The following is an 11,855-nucleotide window of genomic DNA, read 5'->3' as shown; positions in this document are numbered from 1 at the left end:
GCGCCTCGCTCATGCGGTCTCCGGCGTGGTGGTGTCTTCGTTGCCTCTGCGATACTCGAGAATGTCACCGGGCTGGCAGCGCAGCACCTCACAGATCAGCGCAAGGGTGTCGAAACGCACGCCCTTCACCCGGCCCGATTTCAAGAGCGAGACGTTCTGCTCGGTGATACCGATGCGTTCGGCGAGCTCCTTGGATCGCATCTTGCGGCGCGCCAGCATGACGTCGAGATTGACGATGATCGGCATCACGTCTCACACGATGCTGGCGTTCTCTTCGGCGATCCGGGTCGCCTCAGCCATGACCCAGGCGACGGCGAGCAGCACGCTGCCAACGATCAGCGCGATGTAGTCGTTGACCGAGAGCGCGATACCGAGTTGCCGGCTGCCAGGCGGATTGCTGATGGTGAAGGCGATCAGCAGGGCCGTCGACGACAGCGGACCAAGCAAGGCCTGCGCCAGGACTGTGACGGCGAAATCGCGCAAGCGGCGCGCTGTCGCCAGCGTGAAAACCATCCCTTCCGCAAAATCCAGGAACAGGGCTCTCACCCGCCACAACCCGTACAGCATCACGCCGACCGGGATCGCAGTCACCGCCGCGCCCAAAAGCACGCGATCCGGCGTGGTTTGCAGCTCCGCGCCAGCCGTGCCGAGGCGCGCCAGGAGCAGACCTCTCGTCCACTCCGGAATCATAAAGACGAGACACGTCGCGGCGGCGATCAAGACGATGCCGAGCCCCGTGATCCAGGCCATTACCCGGGAGAAGTGGCGCAGGCGACGGGATTGATCCGCACGGTCCAGCATGACGAGCCTCCTATTGACCAGTGAATAATTTATCGTATTACGATAATTTATGACTGTCAAACGAAGGCTCCTTCTCATGCCCATGCATCCCTTCAAGCGGCTCGTTCTGGCCATCGGACTAACGTTGAGCGCTGTTGGTTGTGGCCATATGCCGGTGACCTCAATGGTCAAGCTGGCCCGGGTCGATTTCCAGACCAGCGACCCCGCACAGCTGCGCGCGGCCGTGAGACTGCCCACGAGTCTGCGGCCGCTGCCAGGTGGCGTGGTGCTGAGGATTGCCGTGAAACGCGGGCGCGGCGCGGAACAGCAGCGGGACTTCGTGCTGCGGGAAATTCCGGATCCCCCGGCTCTGGCGCAGGAGGCCGGAGCCGGCACGCGCATCTACGCCTACCGCCTCGAGGAGGCCGACACGGCGCGTCTACAGTCTTTTCGCGCCGAGCTGATGGCGGAAAAGAACTCTGCCGGTGGCGGATCGATCACGATCTCGGTCGCGCCGAAGGCCTGCACCACCGTAGCGCTGCCGGCTGGCCCCATCAACTTCACGACCTATCTGAGGACATCGGAGACCATCGACTATGTTACGCTGGCACGTGACGTCGATCTGCGCTCGATTGCTCCTGATCAGGCCGTGGTCGATGGCATTCCGCGCTGCCCCACCTGAGCTCGCTACGCGTCTCGTGTCTTCTCCGCGTAATATTGCGGCGCCTCGCGGCGGTCGTACATGCCGTAGTCGCGGGTGACCTCGACGATACGGATGTTGTCGGCACCCGGCTCGGTGAGCAATTGTTTGCTCAGCGCAAGGCCGGTGGCCTCGTCCGGCAGCTCGACGAGATGCGCGAAGCGGCCCTCGCGATAGACGCTCGAGAAGCTCGCGACCGGCAGGTCGGTCACGCTGCCCAACTGCGGCCTCGCCGTCTCGACGGCCAGCACATACGTCGGCCCACGCCGCTTGGGATCGTTGTAGGTGCCGCGCCGCTCCGGCTGCCAGGCGGCCTGCCCTGGCCTGATTTCGTGGACCAACTCGGCGATACGCAGGCGATAGTCCGAGAACACCTTGTCGCGGCCGAGGGTCTGGATGTCGTGATGATGGGCGTGGACGCGCCAGGCGGTCATGGCGCCCTCGTCCTGCCAAATCTGATAGGAGAGGATAAGATTGTCACGCGACAGGCTCCTGAAGCGGTCAAGGAACAGGCAGCCGCCGAGCGCATCGAGCTCGGGCCGCAGCGCCGCGGCGAGTTGCAGATATTGGTCGAGGCGGCCCGGCTTGACCTCGACCTCGAAGAACAGCGACAGCATGGCAAGGCTGCTCCTTGTTAGTTCGCGAACATGATAGTCGCTGCGTAGGGTGGGCAAAGCGGCGCCGTCAGGCGCCGCGTGCCCACCGTCGGGCGGCGGACTCAAGAAGCAAGATGGTAGGCACGGCGCCATCGCAATCCCGCATGGGGAGAGAGCGCGGCCGCGCCTTTGCCCACCCTACGAATCCAGCTCCAGTCGCATGCCGTCATACGCCGGTACCACGCCATCGGGTAGGCTCTGGCGCAGCACCTCGTAGTCGAGATCGGCGGTCATGTTGGTGATGACGGCGCGCTTCGGCTTGAAGCGCTCGATCCAGGCCAGAGCGTCGTTGACCGAGAAATGGCTCGGATGCGAGGCAGGGCGCAGGCCGTCGACGATCCAGAGGTCGAGATCCTCCAGCGCGCCCCAGCTCTCCTCGGGGATGTCGTTGAGGTCCGGCGTGTAGGCGGCATCGCCGATGCGATAGCCGAGCGCGGGGATGTTGCCGTGCTGGACCAGGAACGCCGTCAGCTTCAGCTCGCCGCCCTTGCCTTCCACCGCCTGGGTCTCGCCCGCCTCGATCGCGTGCTGGGTCAGGATCGGCGGATAGTCGCTTCCCGGTGGCGAGATGAAGCAATAGGAGAACCGGTGCATGATGTCCTTGGCGGTCGACTGGTTCAGGTAGACCGGAATCCGCCGCCGCTGATGCATCACCACCGAGCGCAGATCGTCGATGCCATGAGTCTGGTCGGCGTGCTCATGCGTGAGAAACACCGCATCGATGTGATCGACTTGCGTATCGATCAACTGCTCGCGCAGATCCGGCGAGGTGTCGATGACCACGCGCGTCACGCCATGCGCTCCGCCGCGCTCAGCCAGAAGCGAGCAGCGCCTGCGGCGGTTCTTCGGGTTGTTGGGATCGCAGGCGCCCCACCCTAGCGCCGGGCGCGGCACGCCGGCCGAGGAGCCGCAGCCGAGGATGGTGAGCGTCAACGTCATGCAGCCTCCTGTGGCCGCGGCACCTTCGAGAACAGCTTGAAGAAGGTCTCGGTGGTCTGGCGCGAGAACTCCTCGAACGAGACGCCGCGCGCCTCCGCCAGCACCTTCGCGGTCTCGACGACGTAAGCGGGCTCGTTGCGCTTGCCGCGAAACTTGCCGGGCGCCAGATACGGCGCGTCGGTCTCGACCATGATGCGGTCGGCCGGCACCTCGGCGGCGAGCGCGCGCAATGCCTCGGACTTCTTGAACGTCACGATGCCCGTGAACGAGATGTGCAGTCCAAGATCGATCGCCTTCATCGCCAGCTCACGCCCGCCCGTGTAGCAATGCAGCACGGCCTGGAAAGGTCCGCGCGCCATCTCCTCCTCGAGGATACGGCTGCACTGCGCGTCGGCCTCGCGGGTGTGGATCACCAACGGCAGGCCTGTTTCACGGGCGGCTGCAATATGCGCGCGGAACCCGCGCTCCTGGGCGTCCTTCGAGCCGTGATCGTAGAAATTGTCGAGCCCGGCCTCGCCGAGCGCGACCACCTTGGGATGACGGGTCAAGGCAATCAGCTCCGCGGCCGGGATGCCGTCCTCCTCATCCGCATTGTGCGGATGGGTGCCGACCGAACAATAGACATTCTCGAACCGCTCGGCGATGGCGAGCAGCTCATGCAACCGCCGCACCCGCGTCGAGATCGTCACCAGGCGGCCGACGCCGGCGGCCGCGGCGCGCGCAACGATGCCATCCAGATCCTCGGCGAAATCCGGAAAGTCCAGATGGCAATGGCTGTCGACCAGCATCACGCCGCCGTCGGCTCGATGTAGCGCGGGAACACCGCCTGGGGCGCCGGCAGTTGCGTGCCGGCCGCAATCCTGAACTCGCCGCCGAGCCGCGCGAAATTCCGTTCGTCCTCGGGAATGCCGAGGCTCTCGAGCAGCTTTGCCGACGCCGCCGGCATCACCGGCTGGGTCAGGATCGCGACCTGCCGGATGACCTCGGCGGTGACATACAGCACGGTGTGCTGGCGCTTCGGATCGGTCTTGGCCAGGGCCCACGGCGCCTCGCCCGCAAAATAGCGATTGGCCTCGGCCACGACCGACCACACGGCGTTGAGCCACTGGTGGATCTGCTGCGTCGCCATCGCCTTCCGTGCGGCGCCGATCATCGCGTCGGCCTCCGCCAGGATCGCCTTGTCGTTGGCCGAGAACTCGCCGGGCTCCGGCAGCACGCCGCCGAGTTGCTTTGCGATCATCGACAGCGAGCGCTGCGCGAGGTTGCCGAGGTCGTTGGCGAGATCGGCGTTGATGCGCGCGACGATCGCCTCGTGATTGTAGTTGCCGTCCTGCCCGAACGGCACCTCGCGCAGGAAGAAGTAGCGCAGCTGGTCGACGCCATACTGGTCGGCGAGGTTGAACGGATCGACGACGTTGCCGACCGATTTCGACATCTTCTCGCCCCTGTTGAACAGGAATCCGTGCGCATAGACCCGCTTCGGCACCGGCACGCCGGCCGACAGCAGGAACGCCGGCCAGTACACCGCATGGAATCGGATGATGTCCTTGCCGATGACGTGGACGTCGGCCGGCCAGTACTTCCAGTTCGGATCGTTCTCGTCGGGGAATCCGACGCCGGTGATGTAGTTGGTGAGCGCGTCGACCCACACATACATCACGTGCTCGTCGTCATGCGGCACCCGCACGCCCCAGTCGAAGGTGGTGCGCGAGATCGACAGGTCCTTCAGCCCGCCCTTGACGAAGCTGATGATCTCGTTGCGCCGCGCGTCCGGCCCGATGAAATCGGGCTGGCTGTCATAGAGAGCGAGCAGCTTCTCCTGATAGGCCGACAGGCGGAAGAAATAGCTCTTCTCCTCGACCCATTCGACCGGCGTGCCCTGCGGGCCGCGGCGGACGTTGTCCTCGCCGACCACCGTCTCGTCCTCGGCGTAATAGGCCTCGTCGCGTACCGAGTACCAGCCGGCATAGCTGTCGGCATAGATGTCGCCATTCTCGCGCATGCGGTTCCAGATCGCCTGGACGGAGCGATGATGCGCGGGCTCGGTGGTGCGGATGAAGCGGTCGAACGAGACGTTCAGCCGCTCGTCCATGTCGCGGAAGCGGCCGGCATTGCGGGTTGCGAGCTCCGATGGCGTCAGCCCCTCGTTCTGCGCGGTCTGCACCATCTTCAACCCGTGCTCATCGGTGCCGGTCAGGAAGTACACGTCCTTGCCGTCGAGCCGCGCAAAGCGCGCGATGGCGTCGGTCGCGATCGCCTCATAGGCGTGGCCGATATGCGGGTTGCCGTTGGGATAGGCGATCGCTGTCGTGACGTAGAAGGTGTTCTTGTCGACCGGCGCTGCGGCGACCTGCGCTACGATCTCATCGATCTCGACGACCACGGCGGCATCGACCTTCGGCTTGCGCGGTGCCTTCGGCTTCGCGGCGCGTGGCGGCTTCGGCGCTTCAACGATGGCCGGCGCGGCCTTCTTCGGTGCGGCCGGCTGCTTCGGAGCGGCGGGCTGTTTCGCTGCCGACGGCTTGTTCGTTGCTGCCGCGGGCTTGGGCGCCGTCTTCTTGACCGGCGGTGTGGCAGGCTTTGCCGCGGCCTTCTTGGCTGGCGCCTTCACAGCTTTCTTGACAGCTTTCTTGGCGGCGGTCGTCGCAGCTTTCTTGGCTGCGCTCGCCGCCGGGGCTTTGCTCTTGGCTTTCGCGGGCGCCGTCTTGGATTTGGCGGTCTTTTTCTTGGCGTCCTTGTCCTTCGCTGCCTTCGCTTTGGACGCGCTGGTCTTGCCCTTCGCGGGCGCCTTGGCGGCAGCCTTCTTCGCGGCGCTCATGCCCGCGGGCTTGCCCTTCTTCACGGTTGTCTTGCTGGCCTTTGCCACGGCAAATTCCTCTTTGACGACGTCGGTCGACGGATTGATCCTGATGATCCCGGGATGATGGTCGGCGCGGTTACCGCGTGGCTTCGGCGAGCATCCCGAACACCGAGAAAACCAGCGGTTTTCGCTCCAGATTATAGGATTCGGTGTCGCGCGCGGCGCGGACGATCTTTTCCCATACCTCCGCCAGCCGTGCAAGGCGCGGCAGTTCCGCGTTCGGATCTGCGGCCCGCAGCCGCTCCGCCACCCAGCGCTCGATGCTGTCGAGGAAGCTTGCCAGCGCGACACGGTCGCTGGTGCCGAGCGCATCGCCCAGGGCATGCAGCTCGCCCGGGTCGATCCGGGGCAGGCTCGCGAGCAGCGCGGCGGTCCGGGTCTGCAGCTGCAGCCCGTCGCCGCCCAGCAGCATCAGGGTCCGCGCGACGCTGCCCTCGGAGGCCCTGGCGGCCTCGCGCAGCGCCGGATCGGCTCCGTCCATTCCGGTGGCCTCGGCCGCGGCGCTGACGACGTCGTCGGTCGACAAGGCCCGCAGCGCCAGCCGGCGGCAGCGCGATTTGATGGTGGCGAGCACCCGCGCCGGTGCGTGGCTGACCAGCAGGAACAGCGACTGCTGCGGCGGCTCCTCGAGGATCTTGAGCAGCGCGTTGGCGGCGTTGGGATTGAGCTCGTCGACGGTGTCGACGATGCACACCCGCCAGCCCTCGACCGCCGCCGTCGAGCCGAAGAACGAGATCGTCTCGCGGGTCTCGTCCACAGTGATGACGGTGCGCAGCACGCCCTTGTCGTTGGCCGAGCGCTCCAGCGTGAGCAGCCCACCATGGGCCTCGGAGGCGATCAGCCGGGCCACGTGATCGTCCGGGTCCACGTACAGCGAGCCGGCGGTACGCACCGCGTCCGAGGCAGGATCACGGTGGGTGAGCACGAAGCGCGCCATGCGGTAAGCCAAGGTGGCCTTGCCGATGCCTTGCGGGCCGCCGATCAGCCAGGCATGCGCCATCCGGCCGCTGCGATAGGCCGACAGCAGCGCCGCCTCGGCGTCGCGATGGCCGAACAAGGCGGTGGTTTCGCGTGGGTGGCGGACCGCGATCTCCGGCTCGACCTTGCGTGCGCTCATGACGCCGCCGCCACTTCCGTGAACAGGCGCTCGCGCACGGCGTCCCAAACGAGCTGCGAGACGGTCTCCGCGCTCGCCGTCGCGTCGATCAGCACGCAGCGCCGGGGATCCTCGGCGGCGATCTTGTGAAAGGCCTCGCGCAGCCCCTTGTGGAACTTGATGTCCTCGCCTTCGAACCGGTCCGGGGTTCCGGTGCCGCGCCGCGCCGCGGCACGCTGCAGACCGATCTCGACGGGAACATCGAGGATGAGGGTCAGATCCGGCTTGAGGTCGCCGATCGTCACCCGCTGCATCGCATTGAGCACATCCGGCGCGACCTTGCCTTGGCTGCCCTGGTAGGCCCGGGTCGAATCGAAGAAGCGATCGCACAGCACCCAGCTACCCTGGTTCAGGGCCGGCAGAATCACGTTGCGCACATGGTCGTCGCGAGCGGCGGCAAACAGCAGCGTCTCGGCCTCCGGGCCCAGCAGCCTGCCCATACCCGACAGCACGAGGTGGCGCATGATCTCCGCGCCCGGTGAGCCCCCGGGCTCGCGGGTCAGGACCAGACGCACACCCTCTTTCTGCAGATGGTCCGCCAGCATCTTGATCTGCGTAGATTTTCCGGCGCCCTCGCCGCCCTCGAAGGTGACGAATCGGCCGCGGCCAGGACCACGTTTCAAAGCTGCTTCCGCCATGTCTCTAGAGCTTCTCGGCCCCGGCGCGGAACATCCCGATCACGAGCTCGCTGACCCCATCGATCGCACGCCGCATCGTGGACCCCTTGCCCACCGCCTCCGCAGCATAGACAGGGGCCTCCATGGCGATATTGGGGCCGCGCCAGACCCTGACAACCCCGACCTTCTGCCCGGGCTCGACGGGTGCCCTGACCGGGCCGCTGTAGACGATGCGGGCGATCAGCTTGTCGCCGCCGTTCTTCTGCACCATGACCTTGACCGGCACCGGGCTCGACAGCTTGACCGAGCGGCTCTCGCCCCCGAACACCTTGGCGTAGCCGATCGGCTGCTCCGCCGCGAACAGGGTGCGGGTCTCGAAGTTGCGGAAGCCCCATTCCAGCATCTTCTTGGCCTCGGTGGCGCGGTCCTCGGGATCCTCGAGACCATTGACCACGACGATCAGCCGTGTGCCGTTCTGCACGGCCGAGCCGACCATGCCGTAGCCGCCCTCCTTGGTGAAACCGGTCTTGAGGCCGTCAGCGCCTTCCATCGCGTTCAGCAGCGGGTTACGGTTCTGCTGCCGGATCTTGTTCCAGGTGAATTCCTTCTCGCCGAAGATCTTATAGAACTCCGGAAAATCCAGGATGATGTGCCGGGCGAGCATGGAGAGCTCACGCACCGTCATCTTGTTGCCGGGGTCCGGCAGCCCGTTGGAATTGGCGAAGGTCGATTTGGTGAAGCCGAGCTCGCGCGCCCGCTTGGTCATGTAGTCGGCGGCGAAGATCTTCTCGTTGCCGGCCATCCCTTCGGCGAGCGCAATGCAGGCGTCGTTGCCGCTCTGGATGATCGCGCCGTGCAGGAGGTCGCTCACCGACACCTTGCTGTTGAGGGCGGCGAACATCGTCGAGGTGCCGGAGGGCGCTCCGCCCCGGCGCCAGGCATTCTCGCTGATGCGATATTCGTCGTTGAGCTTGATCGTGCCCTCCTTGACGGCGTTGAACACCACCTCGGCGGTCATCAGCTTCATCATGCTGGAAGGCGCGCGCAGCTCGTCCGCGTTCTTCTCGAACAGCACGCTGCCGCTGTTGGCCTCGATCAGGATCGCGGTCGGCGCATCGCCGTCGAAGCCGCCATCCTCCTTGCGCGCGCCCTGGACGCTCTGGTTGGCAGCGAAAAGCACGCCACTCCAGCCGACGGCAAGCGCTACGGCCAAGGCCATGAGCGCACGCGTCGTCCGTCCGGACGTGAAACCGGAGCGACGGAGCGGTAAGGTCATGAAATCCACCGGCTAAGCTCTGGAGCGCACTGGGAATCTAGCAGCTGCGGCAGGCGCAAACAACTCGGCAATCCCGCGGATCCGACCGCTGTCCCGTGGATTTGCACGACCCGTCGCGCGATGCGATACGTCCAGGGCCGGCAATCAAAAAGTCGAGCAATCAAGGGGGAAACGGTGTCATCGACGCGGATCATCAAGGCCAACGGAATCGAGCTGTTCGTGCGCGAACAGGGCGAAGGCCCGCTTGTCGTGCTGTGCCACGGCTGGCCCGAACTGTCGTATTCGTGGCGGCACCAGATCCCTGCCCTTGCCGCTGCGGGCTATCGGGTCGTGGCGCCGGACATGCGCGGGTTCGGCCGCTCGCAGGCGCCTGACCATATCGGCGCCTATACCATCTTCGACACGGTCGGAGACATGGTCGGACTGGTCGGGGCGCTGGGCGAGCGCCAGGCCGTCATCATCGGCCACGACTGGGGCGCGCCGGTGGCCTGGCACGCAGCGCTGTTCCGGCCGGACCTGTTCACCGCCGTCGCGGGCCTGAGCGTCCCGCCCCCGTTCCGCGGCCACGGCCGGCCGCTCGACACCCTTAAGGCCGGCGGCATCGAGAATTTCTACTGGCAGTACTTTCAGACACCGGGGATCGCCGAGGCGGAGTTCGAACGCGACGTGGCGCTGACGATTCGCACCATGCTCGCGCGCGGCTTCTCCGATCCGCAGGCGCTGTTTGTCGCGCCAGGCAAGGGCTTCCTCGGCGCGGCTAACCCCGACCTGCCGCTGCCCGCGTGGCTCGGTGAGGCCGACCTTGCCGAGTTCATCGCGGCCTATCGCGCCTCCGGCTTTCACGGCGGCCTGAACTGGTACCGCAACATCGACCGCAACTGGGAGCTCACCGCGCCGTGGCAGGACGCGCAGATCCGCCAGCCGGCGCTGTTCATCGCCGGCAGCGCGGACGCGGTCGTGACCGGGATCATCGGTGCAAAGCGCGTTCAGGACATGGCGCGCGTGCTGCCGGATCTCCGGCGCAAGCTGATCATCGACGGCGCCGGGCACTGGATCCAGCAGGAATGCGCCGCCGAGGTGAATGCGGCGCTGATTGCATTCCTGCGCGAGGCGGCTCTTGCTCGCTAGCCCGCGAGCGGCAGCTCCATCATGCGATGCGACGCCGTCGCCCCGTGCGCCACGTCGCGGAAGCCAAGCCGCACGTAGAACCGGATCGCGTCGTCATTCGTCGTCGCGACCGCGAGCGAGAGCACCTCGGCGCCCTGCTCCCGTGCCGCCGTGGCGACCGCCTGCATGATCTCGCGTCCGACACCCGCGTTGCGCGCGCCAGGCAGCAACGCGAGATCGACCACGTGCCATCTCTGCGCCGCGCGGTCGAGCAGCAGCCGCCCGACCGGCGCAGCATCGCGGAGGATGATCAGCGAGTGCGCCGCAGGACACTGAGTCGCATGGCCTGCGACCTGTGCGCGAAATTGCTGCGCCAGCACGAGGTCGAGCATCGCGGGCGGCAAGCCGGCTGCGGCAAGTTGCGCGCCTTTGACGGATTTGAAGAGGTCGCGCAGAAACGGCGCGTCGGCGGTCTCGGCACGTCGCAGCCGCAATCGGGCGTCGCGCGAGACGATCTCGGCCTCGATCGTCGTCACGCCGACCGAGCAGCGGAGGTCAGTACAGGCCGCGGCCGCTCATGATGTCGCGCGCCTCGTTGGCGCCGTCGTTCGCCTCTGCCCTGCCCTGCGAGACGTAGCGGCCGTCCTGGTCATAGGACACGGCGCGCGGGTTCTCGAGGTTGCGGCCCCGCGTTCTGCTGGACGCCGACATTTCCGAGGTCGCCGCAATCGAAGCCATGTCGGCCGAACCGTTGCCGAGCGTATACGGCCGCCCCTCGGGCAGCGGGATCTCGCCGCGGATCGGACGGCCCGCGCCCATCTCGGGCACGAACGGCCTGGCCGAGGCGACGCGCACCAGGGAGGGGGCCGGCGCCGGGATGCCGGTGCGCAAGGTCGCCATCAGCTGGGTATCGTCGGAGCCCTCCAGCGGGGCGCGGCCGACATACTCCACCCGCACCTTGGCGATGCCGTTGCCCTTGAACTCGAGCAGATCGGCCGCCTTGTTGGAGACGTCGATCAGCCGGTTGCCGTGGTAAGGGCCGCGATCATTGATGCGGACGATCAGCGATTTGCCGTTGGCGAGGTTGGTGACGCGGGCGTAGCTCGGCAGCGGCAGGGTCGGATGGGCGGCCGTCAGCGACGTCATGTCGAAGACCTCGCCATTGGCGGTCAGCCGGCCGTGAAAATCATCGCCATACCAGGAGGCCATGCCCTCGGCGCGATAGTTCGTATCCTCCTCGGGAACATAGGTCTTCCCGGCCACGGTATAGGGCTTGCCGATGCGGTAGACGCCGCCGCCCTTCGGCACCGGCTCGCCGATGCCGACGACGCGCGGGCTCGACGACACGCCGTATTTCGGATCGACCTTGCTGGCGAACTTGTTGGACGAGGCGCAGTTCGCGACCATCAGGCAGGCGAGGACGGCGACGGCACTGCGCACCGCTCTCTCGACCGGATCTGTTTGACCAATCCCCATCGACCCCAATTACCAATGTGCCGGTCGCAGCCGAGCCATCCCATCAGGCCTGCGCGTCCCGGCTTGTCCCCGAGTCGCATCCCCGCAACTCAATGCACAAGGATAACGCAACCCGAACACGGCGGAAATGGGGTGGGCCCCGTCGTGGTTAACCGGAGCTTTCCAGTGGTTGTGACGCGGACGATAGCCGCCCAAGCGTGCACTCCACTGCGCCTCCTTGTTGCGAGTGCACCTTTTTGGACACATATGTTGCGTGAAATCCTCACTTGGGAGTGTTCTCATTTCTCG

The 11,855-nt window shown here is 66.3% G+C and carries 13 protein-coding genes; 2 read left to right on the top strand and 11 right to left on the bottom strand.

The features are described from left to right. Nucleotides 1-9 precede the first annotated feature (9 nt). Nucleotides 10-246, bottom strand: a complete 237-nt coding sequence (locus tag QX070_RS16025; protein ID WP_315711932.1) for a helix-turn-helix transcriptional regulator — start codon at nt 244-246, stop codon at nt 10-12. Between the two features lie 6 nt (nt 247-252). Continuing rightward, on the bottom strand, nt 253-801 hold the full coding sequence (locus QX070_RS16020; protein WP_315737986.1) for a DUF2975 domain-containing protein: 549 nt from the start codon (nt 799-801) through the stop codon (nt 253-255). A gap of 76 nt (nt 802-877) precedes the next feature. On the opposite strand from QX070_RS16020, the gene QX070_RS16015 reads away from it, so the two are divergent. After that, nucleotides 878-1,462, top strand: coding sequence for a hypothetical protein (locus QX070_RS16015; RefSeq protein ID WP_315737985.1), 585 nt, complete (start codon nt 878-880; stop codon nt 1,460-1,462). Between the two features lie 5 nt (nt 1,463-1,467). On the opposite strand, the gene QX070_RS16010 is transcribed toward QX070_RS16015, so the two are convergent. From QX070_RS16010 to QX070_RS15980, 7 genes are all read right to left on the bottom strand, one after another. Continuing rightward, nucleotides 1,468-2,097: an antibiotic biosynthesis monooxygenase family protein gene (locus QX070_RS16010; RefSeq protein ID WP_315737984.1), complete on the bottom strand. Its 630-nt coding sequence runs from the start codon at nt 2,095-2,097 to the stop codon at nt 1,468-1,470. Nucleotides 2,098-2,274: 177 nt separating this feature from the next. Next, a complete protein-coding gene (locus QX070_RS16005) occupies nt 2,275-3,075 on the bottom strand; it encodes an MBL fold metallo-hydrolase (RefSeq protein ID WP_315737983.1) in 801 nt (266 codons plus the stop codon). Beyond that, nucleotides 3,072-3,863, bottom strand: coding sequence for a TatD family hydrolase (locus QX070_RS16000; protein WP_315737982.1), 792 nt, complete (start codon nt 3,861-3,863; stop codon nt 3,072-3,074). Before QX070_RS16000 ends, QX070_RS16005 begins: the two co-directional genes overlap by 4 nt. Next, the gene (gene metG / locus QX070_RS15995; RefSeq protein WP_315737981.1) at nt 3,863-5,941 is read right to left on the bottom strand and encodes a methionine--tRNA ligase; all 2,079 of its coding nucleotides are present in this window, start codon (nt 5,939-5,941) and stop codon (nt 3,863-3,865) included. Before metG ends, QX070_RS16000 begins: the two co-directional genes overlap by 1 nt. 70 nt (nt 5,942-6,011) lie before the next feature. Continuing rightward, on the bottom strand, nt 6,012-7,052 hold the full coding sequence (locus tag QX070_RS15990; protein ID WP_315737980.1) for a DNA polymerase III subunit delta': 1,041 nt from the start codon (nt 7,050-7,052) through the stop codon (nt 6,012-6,014). Beyond that, entirely contained in the window at nt 7,049-7,729 is a 681-nt protein-coding gene (tmk, locus tag QX070_RS15985) for a dTMP kinase (RefSeq protein ID WP_315737979.1), read from the bottom strand. The genes QX070_RS15990 and tmk overlap by 4 nt, the downstream gene beginning before the upstream one ends. A gap of 4 nt (nt 7,730-7,733) precedes the next feature. Then, nucleotides 7,734-8,927 (bottom strand): D-alanyl-D-alanine carboxypeptidase family protein, encoded by a 1,194-nt coding sequence (locus QX070_RS15980; RefSeq protein ID WP_315737978.1) that lies wholly within the window; start codon nt 8,925-8,927, stop codon nt 7,734-7,736. 231 nt (nt 8,928-9,158) lie between these two features. On the opposite strand from QX070_RS15980, the gene QX070_RS15975 reads away from it, so the two are divergent. Further along, a complete protein-coding gene (locus QX070_RS15975; RefSeq protein ID WP_315737977.1) occupies nt 9,159-10,112 on the top strand; it encodes an alpha/beta hydrolase in 954 nt (317 codons plus the stop codon). Here QX070_RS15975 and QX070_RS15970 read toward each other — a convergent pair. Both QX070_RS15970 and QX070_RS15965 read right to left on the bottom strand, forming a co-directional pair. Beyond that, on the bottom strand, nt 10,109-10,627 hold the full coding sequence (locus tag QX070_RS15970) for a GNAT family N-acetyltransferase (RefSeq protein ID WP_315737976.1): 519 nt from the start codon (nt 10,625-10,627) through the stop codon (nt 10,109-10,111). The two genes, QX070_RS15975 and QX070_RS15970, sit on opposite strands and share 4 nt — an antisense overlap. 19 nt (nt 10,628-10,646) lie before the next feature. Then, nucleotides 10,647-11,567 carry a septal ring lytic transglycosylase RlpA family protein gene (locus QX070_RS15965; RefSeq protein ID WP_315737975.1) on the bottom strand — a complete coding sequence of 307 codons (921 nt, stop codon included), beginning with the start codon at nt 11,565-11,567 and terminating at the stop codon, nt 10,647-10,649. Nucleotides 11,568-11,855: the final 288 nt, after the last annotated feature.

This window comes from Bradyrhizobium sp. SZCCHNR1093, from assembly GCF_032381175.1.
Taxonomy (GTDB): domain Bacteria; phylum Pseudomonadota; class Alphaproteobacteria; order Rhizobiales; family Xanthobacteraceae; genus Bradyrhizobium.
Note: the sequence above shows the minus strand (reverse complement) of the source record. Positions and strands in the feature narration are given on the sequence as shown.

Excerpts from the sequence above, each read along its gene's own strand:
- QX070_RS16025 (WP_315711932.1), bottom strand. The coding sequence starts at position 246 with ATGCCGATCATCGTCAATCTCGACGTCATGCTGGCGCGCCGCAAGATG.
- QX070_RS16020 (WP_315737986.1), bottom strand. The coding sequence starts at position 801 with ATGCTGGACCGTGCGGATCAATCCCGTCGCCTGCGCCACTTCTCCCGG.
- QX070_RS16015 (WP_315737985.1), top strand. The coding sequence starts at position 878 with ATGCCCATGCATCCCTTCAAGCGGCTCGTTCTGGCCATCGGACTAACG.
- QX070_RS16010 (WP_315737984.1), bottom strand. The coding sequence starts at position 2,097 with ATGCTGTCGCTGTTCTTCGAGGTCGAGGTCAAGCCGGGCCGCCTCGAC.
- QX070_RS16005 (WP_315737983.1), bottom strand. The coding sequence starts at position 3,075 with ATGACGTTGACGCTCACCATCCTCGGCTGCGGCTCCTCGGCCGGCGTG.
- QX070_RS16000 (WP_315737982.1), bottom strand. The coding sequence starts at position 3,863 with ATGCTGGTCGACAGCCATTGCCATCTGGACTTTCCGGATTTCGCCGAG.
- QX070_RS15990 (WP_315737980.1), bottom strand. The coding sequence starts at position 7,052 with ATGAGCGCACGCAAGGTCGAGCCGGAGATCGCGGTCCGCCACCCACGC.
- tmk (WP_315737979.1), bottom strand. The coding sequence starts at position 7,729 with ATGGCGGAAGCAGCTTTGAAACGTGGTCCTGGCCGCGGCCGATTCGTC.
- QX070_RS15980 (WP_315737978.1), bottom strand. The coding sequence starts at position 8,927 with ATGGCCTTGGCCGTAGCGCTTGCCGTCGGCTGGAGTGGCGTGCTTTTC.
- QX070_RS15965 (WP_315737975.1), bottom strand. The coding sequence starts at position 11,567 with ATGGGGATTGGTCAAACAGATCCGGTCGAGAGAGCGGTGCGCAGTGCC.